Origin of the sequence: Streptomyces sp. NPDC026659, assembly GCF_040638245.1 — a bacterium.
Lineage (GTDB): Bacteria > Actinomycetota > Actinomycetes > Streptomycetales > Streptomycetaceae > Streptomyces.
In genome coordinates this window covers 18,659-33,239 of record NZ_JBEZXY010000017.1, presented here as the reverse complement: position 1 = coordinate 33,239, position 14,581 = coordinate 18,659, and the positions used below count along the sequence as shown (strand labels likewise).

Here is a 14,581-nt window from a genome sequence, read left to right as displayed (position 1 = left end):
TCCGACCACACCATCCCGAGGAACGCGAGCGATGAGCGCCGAAGGCGACCGTGACCCCCAGCGCATCCTGATCGTCGACGACGAACCGGCCGTACGCGAGGCCCTCCAGCGCAGCCTCGCCTTCGAGGGGTACGACACGGAGGTCGCGGTGGACGGCGCCGACGCGCTGGAGAAGGCCGCCGCCTGCCGCCCGGACCTGCTCGTGCTGGACATCCAGATGCCCCGCATGGACGGTCTGACGGCGGCCCGGCGCATCCGGGGCACCGGGGACACCACCCCGATACTGATGCTCACCGCCCGCGACACGGTCGGCGACCGGGTGACCGGCCTCGACGCCGGGGCCGACGACTACCTGGTCAAGCCGTTCGAGCTGGACGAGCTGTTCGCCCGCATCAGGGCCCTGTTGCGACGCAGCACCTACGCGGCGTCCGTGTCCGCCGAGGCCCAGGAGGACGAGGCGCTGACCTTCGGGGACCTGCGGATGGACCTCGCGACCCGGGAGGTCACCCGGGGCGGCCGGCCGGTGGAACTGACCCGTACGGAGTTCACGCTCCTGGAGATGTTCATGGCCCACCCGCGCCAGGTCCTCACCCGGGAGCAGATTCTCAAGGCCGTCTGGGGCTTCGACTTCGAGCCCTCCTCCAACTCCCTCGACGTCTACGTGATGTATCTGCGCCGCAAGACCGAGGCGGGCGGCGAGCCCCGGCTCGTGCACACCGTCCGGGGCGTCGGGTACGTACTGCGGCAGGGCGGCGGCGAGTGAGGAGGCTGGTGCGCCGCTACCAGGCGCTGCCGATCCGGGCGCGCCTTGCGATGCTGGTCGCGGCGGCGGTGGCGTTCGCGGTGGCGGCGGTGTCGGTGACCTGCTGGTTCATCGTCCAGCGCAAGCTGGAGGACGAGCTGAACCACCGGCTCACGAGCCTCGGCCGCCCGCTCAGCGCCGACCAGGTCACCACGCTGCTGCTGACCTGCCCCCAGTCCCCCAACGACAGTTACGGCGACGGACCGCCCAGCTACCTCTACCTCCAGATCGTCACCTCCGACGGCAAGGTCTGCGTCCCGCCGTACTCCGAGGGCACGGTGAAGGTGACCGCCTCGGACATCGCCGTCGCCCGCAACCCCACCAACCGCACCCGGTGGGTGCGCGACGGCACCGACTCCAAGGGCGGCGACGTACGGGTGATGACCGGCGCCGTGCTGGTGGGCGGCGGGCCCGACGTGCAGCCGTATCCCGACGTGGCCGTCATGGTGGGCTTCTCGCTGAAGGACACCGAGCGGACCCTGGACGACCTCGCGCTGATCCTGCTGCTGGTCTCCGGCATCGGCGTGGTCGGGGCGGGCGCGGCCGGTCTCGCGGTGGCCCGGGCGGGGCTGCGCCCGGTCGACAAGCTGACCGAGGCGGTCGAGCACGTGGCCCGCACCGAGGACCTCGCCGTCCGCATCCCCGTGGTCGACGAGAGCGACGACGAGGTGGCCCGGCTCTCCCGCTCCTTCAACTCCATGACCACCGCTCTGGCCAGCTCCCGCGACCTCCAGCAACAGCTGATCGCGGACGCCGGGCACGAGCTGCGCACCCCGCTCACCTCCCTGCGTACCAACATCGAACTGCTCAGCCGCAGCGAGGAGACCGGGCGTCCGCTGCCCGCCGAGGACCGCAAGGCGCTGCTCGCCTCCGTCAAGGCGCAGATGACCGAACTCGGCGCGCTGATCGGCGACTTGCAGGAGCTGTCCCGCTCGGAGGGGCAGCACGGCGAGCGCGTCCAGGTGGTCTCCCTCCAGGAGACGGCCGAGGCCGCGCTGCGCCGGGCCCGGCTGCGCGGCCCCGAGCTGACGATCACGGCGGACCTGGAGCCCTGGTACGTCCGCGCGGAGCCGTCCGCGCTGGAGCGGGCCCTGGTCAACATCCTCGACAACGCGGTGAAGTTCAGCCCCGAGGGCGACACGGTCGAGGTGCGGCTGACCGACGGCACGCTGACCGTGCGCGACCACGGCCCCGGCATCCCGGCCGACGAACTCCCGCACGTCTTCGACCGCTTCTGGCGCTCCCCCAGCGCCCGCGCCCTCCCCGGCTCCGGCCTCGGCCTCTCCATCGTCGCCCGCACGATCCGCCAGGCGGGCGGCGAGGTCACCCTCTCCCGCGCCCCGGGCGGCGGCACCCTGGTGACGGTACGGCTGCCGGGGGCGCCGGTGCCGCCGCCGGACACCGCGTGACGCTGCGCTGCCGCTGTGGCTCGGGGGGCGGTACGCGGGAGGCTGTTGCTTCAGGGCGCCGTGCCGCTGTGCCGCCTGCCGGCCATGACGACGCGCGGCCCGGGGCGCCGCGGAGCCGGGCCACCGGGTCGGGGCGCCGGCGACCGGGACACCGCACGGCCGAGCCGCCGTCGCGCCCGGCCTCCAGGACACCGCGCGGCCAGGCCGCCATCGTCCTGTCGCACCGGACCACCAGGTCGCCGTACACCGCATGGCCGGTCCGCCATCGCCCTTCCGCGCGGGGCCAACGGACCACCATGGCACCGGGTCGCCATCGAGCCAGGGCACCGGGCCGCCGTCGCGCCGGGCCACCAGAACACCACGCAGCCCGGACGCCGTCGCGCCGCGCCGCCAGGTGTCATCGTCCCGCCCGGCCGTACCCAGCGGAGCGCCCCCGTACCCTCATACGCATGAGCAGCGACGACTCCGAGCGGGCCGTGCCCGCCCGCTCCCTCGAGACCCAGGCCGAACTCACCCCGGAGCAGACCCGGGCCGTGCTCGATCTGCTCGCGGCGGCCGCCGCCGTGGACGGGCAGCAGCCGGTGTCCGAGCAGGGGCGGCTCCAGTTGCGCGGCGGGGCGCGGGAGGGCGTCTCCCATCTGCTGCTGAGCTACGGCGACGAACTCGTGGGCTACGCGCAACTGGAGGACACCGACCCGGTCGAGGCACCGGCCGCCGAACTGGTCGTCCACCCGGCCCACCGGGGCCACGGCCACGGCCGCGCGCTGGGTACCGCGCTGCTCGCCGCCTCCGGCAAGCGGCTGCGGGTCTGGGCACACGGCGGCCACCCCGCCGCCCGTCATCTCGCCCAGGTGCTCGGCCTGACCCTGTTCCGTGAACTGCGCCAGATGCGGCGCCCGTTGACCGGTCTCGAACTGCCCGACCCGGTGCTGCCGGAGGGCGTGACGGTCCGCGCCTTCGTCCCCGGACAGGACGAGACGGCGTGGCTCGCGGTCAACGCGGCCGCCTTCGCCCACCACCCCGAGCAGGGCTCGCTGACCGAACGCGACCTGGCCGACCGCGAGGCCGAGCCCTGGTTCGACCCGGCCGGCTTCTTCCTCGCCGAGCGGGGCGGCGAGCTGATCGGCTTCCACTGGACCAAGACCCACCCCGAGGAGGGCCTCGGTGAGGTCTACGTCCTCGGTGTCCGCCCCGGCAGCCAGGGCGGCGGCCTCGGCAAGTCCCTCACCACGACCGGCCTGCGCCACCTCGCGGGCCGGGGCCTGCCCACCGCCATGCTCTACGTCGACGCGGACAACAAGGCGGCGGTCTCGGTCTACGAACGGCTGGGCTTCACGACCCACGAGACGGACCTGATGTACCGCACGGAGACGTGAACCGAGCTGTATTGGCGATGAGTTGAGGGGCGTCCACGCTTGACGGGCGCCCCTCTTCTCGATCATCATTCCACTACTCAATTAGTGAAAGGGTGGTTCAGCGCGTGGTCGAATACCGCATCGACCGGCACAGCGGGGTCGCCACCTACGTCCAGATCGTCCAGCAGACGAAGCAGGCCCTGCGCCTGGGCCAACTGCGCCCCGGCGACCGGCTGCCCACCGCCCGCGAGGTGGTCGAGGCCACCGCCATCAACCCCAACACCGTCCTCAAGGCGTACCGCGAGCTGGAGCGGGAGGGACTGGTGGAGGCCCGGCGCGGCCTCGGCACCTTCGTCCGCCGCACCCTCGGCGCCGCCCCGGCCGACTCCCCGCTGCGGGCCGAGCTGGAGGAGTGGGCGGCACGGGCGGTCCGGAAGGGCTGGGACCGGGACGACATGGCGGCGCTCTTCACCTCCGTACTCGACAAGAGCTTCCAGGGAGAACGTTCATGAGCGACACCGCGATCGAGGCGGACGGCCTCGGCAAGCGCTTCGGACGGCGGGGCGGGTGGGCGCTGCGCGACTGCGCGTTCCGGCTGCCCGCGGGCCGGGTGTGCGCCGTCGTCGGCCCCAACGGCGCCGGGAAGAGCACCCTGCTCGCCCTGACGGCGGGTCTGCTCCGGCCGACCGAGGGCGAAATACGGGTGCTGGGCGTACGGCCCGCCGAGGCCCGCCCCCGCGTCGCGTACGTCGCGCAGGAGAAGCCGCTGTACCCGCAGCTCACCGTCGCCGAGACGCTGCGCATGGGCGCCGACCTCAACCCCGGCCGCTGGGACACCGCCCTCGCCGACCGGATCGCCGCGGGCGGCGACCTCGACCCCGGTGCCCGCATCCGGTCCCTGTCCGGCGGCCAGCGCACCCGCGTCGCGCTCGCCCTCGCACTCGGCAAGCGGCCCGAACTGGTGCTCATGGACGAGCCGATGGCCGACCTCGACCCGCTCGCGCGGCACGAGCTGATGGGCGTCCTGATGGGGGTGTCCGCCGAGCACGGCACCACGATCGCGATGTCCTCCCACGTGGTCGCGGAGCTGGAGGAGTCCTGCGACCACCTGCTCCTGGTCGGCTCGGGCCGCGTCCGCCTCTCCGGCGACATCGACGACCTCCTCGATGCCCACCTCCGGGTCACCGGACCCGCCGACGCGGCCCTGACCCCCCACACGGTGATCGAGTCCCGCACCACCGGCCGCAGCGTCACCGCCCTGCTCCGCCCGGCGGCCCCGCTCACGGACGACTGGCAGACCCGGACGCCCACCCTGGAGGACCTGGTCCTCGCCCATCTGCGCAACCCCGAGGCCCCCGCCCTCACCGCCACCACCGCCCTGTCCGAGGAGCGCGCCGCATGAGCACTCTCACCGTTTCCGCCCGGCCGCGCCCGGCCCGCTGGACGTTCCGGCTGCACCGGTGGGCGCTCTTCGTCTGGGCGGCCCTGGTGCTGACGGGGTCCGGACTGCTGCTGTGGCTCGGGGGACCGCTCGCGGAAACGGCGGCGCGCGCCTGGCAGAAGCTGCAGGCCTGCCAGGTGGCGTGCACCATCTACACGGGCAACTACGCCACGCTGTACGAGCTGCTGACCGAGGCCATGATCCTGCTGCCGGTCCTGGTCGCCGTCTGGGCGGGCGCCGCGCTGACCGCGCGGGAGACCGAGTCCGGCACCGCGGCGCTGGCCTGGACCCAGGGCATCACCCCGGTGCGCTGGCTGGCGGTGCGGCTGGCGCTCCCGGCCGTGGCGGTCACCGCCGGGGCGAGCCTGCTGGTGGCCCTGCACCGGTACGCCTGGCAGGCGACCGCGAACCAGGTCGGCCTCCGCCCCGCCTGGTGGCTGCCCCGCACCTTCCACGCCAACGGCCCCACGACCGTCGCCGTCTGCCTGGCCGCACTCGCGGCGGGCGCCCTGACCGGGCTGCTGGTGCGCCGCACCCTGGCCTCCATCGGCATCACCGTCGCCGCCACCATCCTGCTGTACGCCGGCGCCCACTGGCTCATGCCGTACCTGTGGCCGCCGGTGACCAAGGTGAACGGCTTCGAGGGCGGCTACGCGGGCGAGTTCGCCGGTGTGGAGGTGGCGCACGGCATGGTGACCCGGAGCGGGGCGCACGTCCCCACGCCCGACTGCACGGCGGACTCGCTCGCAGCGTGCAAGCGGCTGTACGCCCAGCACGGCGGCACCGGGCTGTTCTCTGAGTACCACCCCGAGTCCCACTACTGGCCCCTCCAGCTCACCACCAGCGCCCTGCTGCTGGCCGTGACCGCGCTGCTCACCGTCGCCTCCTTCACGGTGCTGCGCCGCCGCACCGGCTGACCTGCTCATGGATGGCGGAGGGCGGTTCCCCTGGGAGCCGCCCTCCGCTGTCCCCCACGTCATGTCCCCGTAACCGGCCATTCAGCAGCGCTTGCGAGGCTCGGGGAATGGAGCACGTCGGCGGTGGGGCTTCGCCGGAGTCCGGGCCGGAGTCCGAGGGGGACGCGGGGCGGAACGTCATCAGACTTCCCTCCGCGAAATTCGACGCTGCCGTGACGCCCCTGACACGGAAGAATGGGTTCATGAGTCAGCGAGAAGCCCAGGCACCGGCCCAGTCCTCCTCCACCGCGGCGTTCGGCGCGGATACCGCGGGCCTCGGGTCCGAGGTCCCCGGCCGGACGCAGCCCCCCGTGGGCTCCATCGCCGCGCACCGCCCGCACACGGTCGCGGCGGCCGTCTCCGACCTGGAGCCGGATCTCGACGCCGATCTCGACGCCTACGAGGAGACCCAGGGCGACGGCGCCCCGCTGCCGCAGGGCCGCTTCCTGGACCGGGAGCGCAGCTGGCTCGCGTTCAACGAGCGCGTCCTCGAACTGGCCGAGGACCCGAACACCCCGCTCCTGGAGCGCGCCAACTTCCTCGCGATCTTCGCGAGCAACCTGGACGAGTTCTTCATGGTCCGGGTGGCCGGCCTGAAGCGCCGTATCGCCACCGGTGTGGCCACCCGCTCCGCCTCCGGGCTCCAGCCCCGCGAGGTGCTGGAGATGATCTGGGCCCGCTCGCGCGAGCTGATGGCCCGGCACGCCGCCTGCTATCACGAGGACGTCGCCCCCGCGCTCGCGGAGGAGGGCATCCACCTGGTCCGCTGGAGCGAGCTGACCGACAAGGAGCAGGCCCGCCTCTTCACGCTGTTCCGGCACCAGATCTTCCCGGTGCTGACCCCGCTCGCCGTGGACCCCGCGCACCCCTTCCCGTACATCTCCGGCCTCTCGCTGAACCTGGCCGTCGTCGTACGCAACCCGGTCAGCGGCCACAAGCACTTCGCCCGCGTGAAGGTGCCCCCGCTGCTGTCCCGCTTCCTGGAGAGCAGCCCCGGCCGGTACGTCCCCATCGAGGACGTGATCGCCGCGCACCTGGAGGAGCTGTTCCCGGGCATGGAGGTGCTGGAGCACCACGCCTTCCGGCTCACCCGCAACGAGGACCTGGAGGTCGAGGAGGACGACGCGGAGAACCTGCTCCAGGCCCTGGAGAAGGAGCTCATGCGGCGCCGCTTCGGGCCGCCGGTGCGTCTGGAGGTCGAGGAGGACATCGACCGCGAGGTGCTCGACCTGCTGGTGCGCGAGCTGAAGATCTCCGAGGCCGAGGTCTACCCGCTGCCCGGCCCGCTCGACCTCACCGGCCTCTTCCGCATCCACAGCCTCGACCGGCCGGAGCTGAAGTACCGCAAGTTCGTCGCGGGCACCAACCGCGACCTCTCCGAGGTGGAGTCCGCCTCCGCGCCCGACATCTTCGCCGCGCTGCGCCAGCGGGACGTGCTGCTGCACCACCCGTACGACTCCTTCTCCACCTCCGTGCAGGCGTTCCTGGAGCAGGCCGCGCAGGACCCGGACGTACTGGCAATCAAGCAGACGCTGTACCGCACCTCCGGCGACTCCCCGATAGTCGACGCCCTGATCGACGCGGCCGAGTCCGGCAAGCAGGTCCTCGTCCTGGTCGAGATCAAGGCCCGCTTCGACGAGCACGCCAACATCAAGTGGGCGCGCAAGCTGGAGGAGGCCGGCTGCCACGTGGTCTACGGCCTGGTCGGGCTGAAGACCCACTGCAAGCTGTCGCTCGTGGTCCGCCAGGAGGGCGAGACCCTGCGCCGCTACAGCCACGTCGGCACCGGCAACTACCACCCGAAGACCGCCCGCCTCTACGAGGACCTCGGGCTGCTCACCGCCGACCCGCAGGTCGGTGCGGACCTCTCCGACCTGTTCAACCGGCTCTCCGGCTACTCCCGCCGCGAGACCTACCGCCGTCTGCTCGTCGCCCCCAAGTCGCTGCGGGACGGCCTGATATCGCGCATCGACAAGGAGATCCAGCACCACCGCGCGGGCCGCCCGGCCTTCGTCAAGATCAAGGTCAACTCCATGGTCGACGAGGCGATCATCGACGCCTGCTACCGGGCCTCCCAGGCGGGCGTGCCGGTCGACATCTGGGTCCGCGGCATCTGCGCGATCCGCCCTGGCATCCCCGGCCTGTCCGAGAACGTCCGGGTCCGCTCGATCCTCGGCCGCTTCCTGGAGCACTCCCGCGTCTTCGCCTTCGGCAACGGCGGCGAGCCCGAGGTGTGGTTCGGCAGCGCCGACATGATGCACCGCAACCTCGACCGCCGGATCGAGGCCCTGGTCCGGGTCACCGACCCCGGCCACCGGGCGACCCTGAACCGCATGCTCGACACCGGCATGTCCGACACCACCGCCTCCTGGCACCTCGGCCCCGACGGCGAATGGACCCGGCACGCGACCGACGCCGAGGGCCAGCCGCTGCGCAACGTCCAGGAGATGCTCATAGACGCCCGGAGGCGCCGGCGTGGCACCGCGACACCCTGACCCGGCGGACTCCGAGCCCGGGGAGGCGACCGGAGCGGCCCTCGCGGCCCATCTGAGCGCCCGGGCAACGGAGTTCCTCCGCGCCCTGCGCCTGCACCGGGAGACCGGGAACGGCGCCTCGGGCGCGGACGGGCCGGCCAAGGCGGCGCGCGCGCTGCGCCGCTCGGCCCGCCGCGTCAGCGCGGGCCTGTACACCTTCCGCGGACTGCTGGACCCCGACTGGGCGGACGAGACCCGGGCCGAACTGGCCTGGGTCTCGGGCACCCTCGGCCTGGAACACGCCTGCGCGGCCCGCCTGGACCGGCTGCTGCTCGCCCTGCACCGGCTCTCGGGGACCACAGCGGCACCGCCCACGGTCCCCGCGCCCGCGAAAGCCCCCACCACGGCACCCCCCGCCGTCCCCCTCACCATCGGCGCCGCCCGCGCCGCCGCCCTCCTCGACCGCAGGCTCACCCTGGCCCGCGCCCGCGCCCACTCCGGCGCCCTGGAGGCGCTCAGCTCCGCCCGCTTCCACGCGCTGGCCGACCGCATCGCCGTACTCGCCGGCGACGTCCCCCTCGCGCCCGGCGCGGCCGGGGCGGACCTCGGCCCGTACGCGGCGGCCGCCGAGGACCGGCTCAGCAGCGCGGTCGCCGCGCTGCCCCTGGTCACCGCCGGGCACCCCTACAACGCGCAGGCCCTGGCCGACGGCCTGTCCCCGGACCCTGCCCCGCGCCCCCAGGACGGCCCCTGGCACCAGGTCCGGCTGCTGCTGCGGCTGCACCGCTACGCCCGCGAGGTGCCCTGCGGTGCCGCCGCCCCGGCCGAGGACCCCCGGCTGCGCGCGGCCGGGCACGCCCTGAACCGGCACCGGGACGCGGCGGAGGCGGCGGTCGCGGCCGCCCAGGCGGCGCGTACGGCCCGGATCGCGCCCGCGACGGCCTACGCGCTCGGTGTCCTCCACGCCGACCAGCGGCACGAGGTGGAGGCGGCCCGCTTCGCCTTCCAGCAGACCTGGCAGCGGCGGACGGTCCCGGCCCGGTGAACGCGGGAGGAGACGGCATGAGCGACACGCCGGACACCCCGGGCCTCCCGCCGGTCCTCGCCGCAGGCTGCGTGCTCTGGCGCCGCTCGCCCTCCGGCGCCCTGGAGGTCTGCCTGGTCCACCGCCCGAAGTACGACGACTGGTCGCATCCGAAGGGCAAGCTCAAGCGGGGCGAGGACGCGCTCGCGGGCGCGCTGCGCGAGGTCGCGGAGGAGACCGGGTACGCGGCCGGGCCCGGCGCCGAGCTGGCGACCCTGCGCTATCCGGTGGCCGGGCGCCCCAAGGAGGTGCGCTACTGGGCGGCCGAGGCGCTGCACGGGCACTTCACCCCGGGCTCCGAGGTCGACGCGATCACCTGGCTCGCCCCCGGGGCCGCCCGCGAGCGGCTGACCCAGCCCCGCGACCGCGAGCTGCTGGACGCGCTGGCCCGCGCCTTCGAGCGGCACTGACGGGGCGCTGAGCGGCGCGCACGCCGGGCGTCACGGCGTGTTGGCGTGCGCCTCCGCGTCCGCGCGCGCCTGACTGCGCGCCCGGCGCGCCGGACCCCGCCAGCCGCAGCTGCACCTGGCCACGCAGAACCGGCCCTGTTCGTTCGTCGTCGTGCGGTGTTCCCGCTCCTGCCGTGCCCCCACCGGGCCGTCCTGCCACGCCACGGTCCCACCGTACCCGCACTGATCAACACGTTCGTTCGGGCATCTGAAGCGTTTGTACGGGCGTATGACCCGCTGACTTCTCACGTGCTTGACGCCACGCGTGACGGCACCCCCTACCCGTCGTTAACGGGAACGACAGGGGGCCCAACGGACGCAACCGGCTGGGGGTAAGGCAGGCCATGGATCGGCGGCAGCACACGCGCGCGAGCAGGACGGTCGTAGCGGCGGGCGTGATGGGACTAACCGTCGGACTCGGAGCGGGCACCGCCGGGTGTTCCTCCAGCGGGGCCGCCGCCGAGGGGGTGAGCGGCGCGAGCGGCGATCCGGTGGCCGTCCTGCGGCAGGCCGCCGACACCCTGCGCGGTGCGGGCGGCTCCCGGGCCACGACCTCCATGGAGATGGCCACCGGCGGCACCCGGGTCACCATCCGGGGCAACGGGGTGTACGACTTCCGGCGCCGCCTCGGCAGCCTGACCGTCGTCCTCCCGGAGGACCCCACGGGCGCCCCCGAGCACCGGCCCATCACCGAGCTGCTCGCCCCCGGCGCCCTGTACATGAAGAACCGGGGCGCGGGCGTGCCCGCCGACAAGTGGGTCCGGGTGGAGACGGCAGGCGTGTCCGACGGCAACCTGGTCACCGGCGGCGCGACCGATCCGTACGCGGCGGCCGAGGTGCTGCGCGGGACGCGCACGGCGACGTACGTGGGCCGCACGAAGGTGGGCGGCACGGCGGTACGGCACTACCGGGGCACCGCCGACCTGGGCGCGGCGGCGCGCGCGGCCTCCGCGGACAACCGGGCCTCGCTCGCGGCGGCGGCGAAAGGGTTCGCCACGGCCGCCGTCCCGTTCGACGCCTACCTGGACGACCAGGGCCGCATCCGCAAGCTCCGCCAGCACTTCAGCTTCGTCAACAGCAGGCAGGCGGCGGCCGTCGCGGTCGCCTCGACCACCCTGCTCTACGACTTCGGCACCCGCGCCGAAATCGTGCTGCCGCGCCCGGAGGACATCTACGCGGGCAGGATCGCTGACGACGAGGGCGCGACGGGCCGGCCGCCGGGATAGTCCGCCCCGCCGCTCACGAACTAGCCCTTCCGTGCCATGCGCGGCATGTGAACCGCTGCCTACTCTAGGAAGCCGGTCCGGGCATCGGTGACGGCAGGAAGAGGTGACGCGCGTGGCTCCGGTCGGCGGTACGGCGGTGCAGGACCACGTGGCCCTCGCCGAGATAGAGCTGTGCGGCGAGCTGATCATCGCCGCCTCGGCGGCGGAGGACCGGCTGAGCCTGGCCAGCATCGACGAGGTGCTGCGGGTCACCGAGGAGCGCGGCGCCGCCCTGGCCTGAGGGCTCAGGTGCGCAGCAGGCGCCCGATGGCCTTCGTGGCCTCCTCCACCTTGGCGTCGATCTCGTCGCCGCCCTTGACGGCCGCGTCCGCGACGCAGTGCCGCAGGTGCTCCTCGAGGAGCTGCAGCGCGAAGGACTGAAGAGCCTTGGTGGAGGCGGAGACCTGGGTGAGGATGTCGATGCAGTACGTGTCCTCGTCGACCATGCGCTGCAGGCCCCGGATCTGGCCCTCGATACGGCGCAGCCGCTTGAGGTGCTCGTCCTTCTGGTGGTGGTAACCGTGCGTGGCGCCGGCCTCGGTCGTCGTCATCGCGGGCCTCCGTGGGGGACGGGCGGACGGGGGACGGACGCCGGACTGACTGGAAGCCATCCGAACAGATACCCCTGGTGGGTATATGGTAACCAACTTCACGGGGTATCGGGCCCTTGGCGCAACGCCCCCGTGCCGAGCATGCTTCCTGATGGGCGACACTGGGGAATGGCCCGATAGCCGTGGCCGGATGATGCGCCTAGCATCAGCCTGACCCAACCGAAGCACCCCGAGGACCTCAACGTGCGCTTTCGTCTGACCCCCAGGGAGACGAGCTTCTACGACATGTTCGCCGCGTCAGCGGACAACATCGTCACGGGCTCGAAGCTCCTGATGGAACTGCTCGGGGCGGACCCCTCCGCCCGGGCCGAGATCGCAGAGCGTATGCGGGCCGCGGAACACGCCGGTGACGACGCCACACACGCGATCTTCCACCAGCTGAACTCCTCCTTCATCACGCCGTTCGACCGCGAGGACATCTACAACCTCGCCTCGTCGCTCGACGACATCATGGACTTCATGGAGGAGGCCGTCGACCTGGTCGTCCTCTACAACATCGAGGAGCTGCCGAAGGGTGTCGAGCAGCAGATCGAGGTCCTGGCGCGGGCGGCCGAACTGACGGCCGAGGCGATGCCCCACCTGCGCACGATGGACAACCTCACCGAGTACTGGATCGAGGTCAACCGGCTGGAGAACCAGGCGGACCAGATCCACCGCAAGCTGCTCGCCCATCTCTTCAACGGCAAGTACGACGCGATCGAGGTGCTGAAGCTCAAGCAGGTCGTGGACGTCCTCGAAGAGGCCGCGGACGCGTTCGAGCACGTGGCGAACACGGTGGAGACCATCGCCGTCAAGGAGTCCTGAGGCGTCGATGGACACCTTCGCCCTGATCGTGACCGTCGCGGTCGCGCTCTTCTTCACGTACACGAACGGCTTCCACGACTCCGCCAACGCGATCGCCACGTCCGTGTCGACGCGGGCGCTCACGCCGCGCGCGGCGCTGGCGATGGCGGCCGTGATGAACCTCGCGGGTGCCTTCCTCGGCAACGGCGTCGCCAAGACCGTCAGCGAGGGTCTGATCGAGACCCCGGCGGGGTCGAAGGGGATGGCCATCCTCTTCGCCGCCCTCGCGGGCGCCATCGTCTGGAACCTGGTCACCTGGTACTTCGGCCTGCCCTCGTCCTCCTCGCACGCCCTGTTCGGCGGCCTGGTGGGCGCCGCGCTCGCGGGCGGTACGGCGGTGATCTGGAGCGGCGTCGTCGAGAAAATCATCCTCCCGATGTTCCTGTCGCCGATCGTCGGCCTGGTCGTCGGCTATCTGGTCATGACGGCGATCCTGTGGCTGTTCCGCAACGCCAACCCGCACAAGGCCAAGCGCGGCTTCCGCATAGCGCAGACGGTATCGGCGGCGGGCATGGCGCTCGGCCACGGTCTCCAGGACGCCCAGAAGACGATGGGTGTCGTGATGATGGCCCTGGTGATCGCGGGCGAGGAGACCTACAAGGACCCCATCCCGGTCTGGGTCAAGATCGTCTGCGCCCTGATGCTCTCGCTCGGCACCTACGCGGGCGGCTGGCGCATCATGCGCACCCTGGGCCGCAAGATCATCGAGCTGGACCCGCCGCAGGGCTTCGCGGCCGAGGCGACCGGCGCGTCGATCATGTTCACCACGGCGTACCTGTTCAAGGCGCCGATCTCCACGACCCATGTGATCACCTCGGCGATCATGGGTGTCGGCGCCACCAAGCGGGTCAACGCGGTCCGCTGGGGCGTCGCCAAGAACATCGTGCTCGGCTGGTTCATCACCATGCCCGCCGCCGCCCTGGTCGCGGCCGCCGTCTTCGAGCTGGTCAACCTGACCGTGCTGTAGCACCGACGGTACGGCGCCGACACGGCGATGGGCCCGCCCCCGGGATCTTCCGGGGGCGGGCCCTTTTCGCATCCCCGCGGTGGCACCGCCATGCAGCACCGCGGGGAGTCCTCGGCTCCTCGGCTCAGCCGAAGCGGCCCGAGATGTAGTCCTCGGTCGCCTGGACCGAGGGGTTGGAGAAGATCCGCTCGGTGTCGTCGATCTCGATCAACCGGCCGGGCTGGCCGACCCCGGCCAGGTTGAAGAAGGCCGTACGGTCCGAGACGCGCGCCGCCTGCTGCATGTTGTGGGTCACGATGACGATCGTGAACCGTTCCTTCAGCTCACCGATCAGGTCCTCGATCGCAAGGGTGGAGATCGGGTCCAGGGCGGAGCAGGGCTCGTCCATGAGCAGCACCCGGGGCTCGACCGCGATGGCGCGCGCGATGCACAGGCGCTGCTGCTGGCCGCCGGAGAGACCGGCGCCGGGCCGGTTCAGCCGGTCCTTGACCTCGTTCCACAGGTTCGCGCCGCGCAGCGAGCGCTCCACGACGTCGTTCAGCTCGCTCTTGCGGAAGCCGCCGTTCAGGCGCAGCCCCGCCGCCACGTTCTCGAAGATCGACATGGTGGGGAACGGGTTGGGCCGCTGGAACACCATGCCCACCTCGCGCCGCACCGCCACCGGGTCCACGCCGGTGCCGTAGAGGTCCTCGTCGTCCAGGAGCACCTTGCCGTCGACCCGGCCGCCGGGGGTGACCTCGTGCATCCGGTTGAGGGTGCGCAGGAACGTCGACTTGCCGCAGCCGGAGGGGCCGATGAACGCCGTCACCGAGCGCGGCTCGACGGTCATCGAGATGTCCTCGATCGCCTTGTGGGAGCCGTAGTAGGCGGTGAGTCCGCTGACGTCGATTCGCTTGGCCATTACCGCTTCACTTCCAGTCGCTGA

The 14,581-nt window shown here is 72.5% G+C and carries 16 protein-coding genes; 13 read left to right on the top strand and 3 right to left on the bottom strand.

Annotated features, from left to right (window positions below):
- Positions 1 to 31 precede the first annotated feature (31 nt).
- From AB0E91_RS30590 to AB0E91_RS30550, 9 genes are all read left to right on the top strand, one after another.
- Entirely contained in the window at positions 32 to 763 is a 732-nt protein-coding gene (locus tag AB0E91_RS30590) for a response regulator transcription factor (protein ID WP_361788520.1), read from the top strand.
- Positions 760 to 2,211 carry a HAMP domain-containing sensor histidine kinase gene (locus tag AB0E91_RS30585; protein ID WP_361788518.1) on the top strand — a complete coding sequence of 484 codons (1,452 nt, stop codon included), beginning with the start codon at positions 760 to 762 and terminating at the stop codon, positions 2,209 to 2,211. Before AB0E91_RS30590 ends, AB0E91_RS30585 begins: the two co-directional genes overlap by 4 nt.
- 449 nt (positions 2,212 to 2,660) lie before the next feature.
- A complete protein-coding gene (gene mshD / locus AB0E91_RS30580; RefSeq protein WP_361788516.1) occupies positions 2,661 to 3,587 on the top strand; it encodes a mycothiol synthase in 927 nt (308 codons plus the stop codon).
- Positions 3,588 to 3,691: 104 nt separating this feature from the next.
- Positions 3,692 to 4,078: a GntR family transcriptional regulator gene (locus tag AB0E91_RS30575; RefSeq protein ID WP_361788514.1), complete on the top strand. Its 387-nt coding sequence runs from the start codon at positions 3,692 to 3,694 to the stop codon at positions 4,076 to 4,078.
- Complete coding sequence (locus AB0E91_RS30570; RefSeq protein ID WP_361788512.1) at positions 4,075 to 4,968, top strand: ABC transporter ATP-binding protein; 894 nt, start codon at positions 4,075 to 4,077, stop codon at positions 4,966 to 4,968. Before AB0E91_RS30575 ends, AB0E91_RS30570 begins: the two co-directional genes overlap by 4 nt.
- On the top strand, positions 4,965 to 5,924 hold the full coding sequence (locus tag AB0E91_RS30565) for an ABC transporter permease (protein WP_361788510.1): 960 nt from the start codon (positions 4,965 to 4,967) through the stop codon (positions 5,922 to 5,924). The genes AB0E91_RS30570 and AB0E91_RS30565 overlap by 4 nt, the downstream gene beginning before the upstream one ends.
- Positions 5,925 to 6,166: 242 nt before the next feature.
- Positions 6,167 to 8,458, top strand: coding sequence for an RNA degradosome polyphosphate kinase (locus AB0E91_RS30560; RefSeq protein WP_361788508.1), 2,292 nt, complete (start codon positions 6,167 to 6,169; stop codon positions 8,456 to 8,458).
- On the top strand, positions 8,439 to 9,482 hold the full coding sequence (locus AB0E91_RS30555; RefSeq protein ID WP_361788506.1) for a CHAD domain-containing protein: 1,044 nt from the start codon (positions 8,439 to 8,441) through the stop codon (positions 9,480 to 9,482). Before AB0E91_RS30560 ends, AB0E91_RS30555 begins: the two co-directional genes overlap by 20 nt.
- 17 nt (positions 9,483 to 9,499) lie before the next feature.
- A complete protein-coding gene (locus tag AB0E91_RS30550; RefSeq protein WP_361788504.1) occupies positions 9,500 to 9,931 on the top strand; it encodes an NUDIX hydrolase in 432 nt (143 codons plus the stop codon).
- Between the two features lie 30 nt (positions 9,932 to 9,961).
- Here the strand turns inward: AB0E91_RS30550 and AB0E91_RS30545 are convergent, their stop codons facing one another.
- Positions 9,962 to 10,135 (bottom strand): hypothetical protein, encoded by a 174-nt coding sequence (locus tag AB0E91_RS30545; RefSeq protein WP_361788502.1) that lies wholly within the window; start codon positions 10,133 to 10,135, stop codon positions 9,962 to 9,964.
- Between the two features lie 233 nt (positions 10,136 to 10,368).
- On the opposite strand from AB0E91_RS30545, the gene AB0E91_RS30540 reads away from it, so the two are divergent.
- Together AB0E91_RS30540 and AB0E91_RS30535 are read left to right on the top strand one after the other, a co-directional pair.
- Positions 10,369 to 11,196 carry a hypothetical protein gene (locus AB0E91_RS30540; RefSeq protein ID WP_361788500.1) on the top strand — a complete coding sequence of 276 codons (828 nt, stop codon included), beginning with the start codon at positions 10,369 to 10,371 and terminating at the stop codon, positions 11,194 to 11,196.
- Positions 11,197 to 11,308: 112 nt separating this feature from the next.
- Positions 11,309 to 11,476, top strand: a complete 168-nt coding sequence (locus AB0E91_RS30535) for a hypothetical protein (RefSeq protein ID WP_199586844.1) — start codon at positions 11,309 to 11,311, stop codon at positions 11,474 to 11,476.
- A 4-nt stretch (positions 11,477 to 11,480) separates the two neighbouring features.
- Here AB0E91_RS30535 and AB0E91_RS30530 read toward each other — a convergent pair whose 3' ends face one another.
- A complete protein-coding gene (locus AB0E91_RS30530; protein WP_161181244.1) occupies positions 11,481 to 11,786 on the bottom strand; it encodes a metal-sensitive transcriptional regulator in 306 nt (101 codons plus the stop codon).
- A 243-nt stretch (positions 11,787 to 12,029) separates the two neighbouring features.
- Between AB0E91_RS30530 and AB0E91_RS30525 the strand changes: the two genes are divergently transcribed.
- The gene (locus AB0E91_RS30525) at positions 12,030 to 12,650 is read left to right on the top strand and encodes a DUF47 family protein (RefSeq protein ID WP_361111138.1); all 621 of its coding nucleotides are present in this window, start codon (positions 12,030 to 12,032) and stop codon (positions 12,648 to 12,650) included.
- A gap of 7 nt (positions 12,651 to 12,657) precedes the next feature.
- The gene (locus tag AB0E91_RS30520; RefSeq protein WP_361788497.1) at positions 12,658 to 13,656 is read left to right on the top strand and encodes an inorganic phosphate transporter; all 999 of its coding nucleotides are present in this window, start codon (positions 12,658 to 12,660) and stop codon (positions 13,654 to 13,656) included.
- A 124-nt stretch (positions 13,657 to 13,780) separates the two neighbouring features.
- On the opposite strand, the gene pstB is transcribed toward AB0E91_RS30520, so the two are convergent.
- Positions 13,781 to 14,557: a phosphate ABC transporter ATP-binding protein PstB gene (gene pstB, locus AB0E91_RS30515; RefSeq protein ID WP_361111134.1), complete on the bottom strand. Its 777-nt coding sequence runs from the start codon at positions 14,555 to 14,557 to the stop codon at positions 13,781 to 13,783.
- Between the last annotated feature and the right edge of the window lie 24 nt (positions 14,558 to 14,581).

Bases quoted from the DNA above. Each gene is read 5' to 3' on its own strand.
- AB0E91_RS30565 (WP_361788510.1), top strand. From the start codon at position 4,965: ATGAGCACTCTCACCGTTTCCGCCCGGCCGCGCCCGGCCCGCTGGACG.
- AB0E91_RS30520 (WP_361788497.1), top strand. From the start codon at position 12,658: ATGGACACCTTCGCCCTGATCGTGACCGTCGCGGTCGCGCTCTTCTTC.
- pstB (WP_361111134.1), bottom strand. From the start codon at position 14,557: ATGGCCAAGCGAATCGACGTCAGCGGACTCACCGCCTACTACGGCTCC.
- AB0E91_RS30570 (WP_361788512.1), top strand. From the start codon at position 4,075: ATGAGCGACACCGCGATCGAGGCGGACGGCCTCGGCAAGCGCTTCGGA.
- AB0E91_RS30560 (WP_361788508.1), top strand. From the start codon at position 6,167: ATGAGTCAGCGAGAAGCCCAGGCACCGGCCCAGTCCTCCTCCACCGCG.
- mshD (WP_361788516.1), top strand. From the start codon at position 2,661: ATGAGCAGCGACGACTCCGAGCGGGCCGTGCCCGCCCGCTCCCTCGAG.
- AB0E91_RS30550 (WP_361788504.1), top strand. From the start codon at position 9,500: ATGAGCGACACGCCGGACACCCCGGGCCTCCCGCCGGTCCTCGCCGCA.
- AB0E91_RS30540 (WP_361788500.1), top strand. From the start codon at position 10,369: ATGGGACTAACCGTCGGACTCGGAGCGGGCACCGCCGGGTGTTCCTCC.
- AB0E91_RS30590 (WP_361788520.1), top strand. From the start codon at position 32: ATGAGCGCCGAAGGCGACCGTGACCCCCAGCGCATCCTGATCGTCGAC.
- AB0E91_RS30530 (WP_161181244.1), bottom strand. From the start codon at position 11,786: ATGACGACGACCGAGGCCGGCGCCACGCACGGTTACCACCACCAGAAG.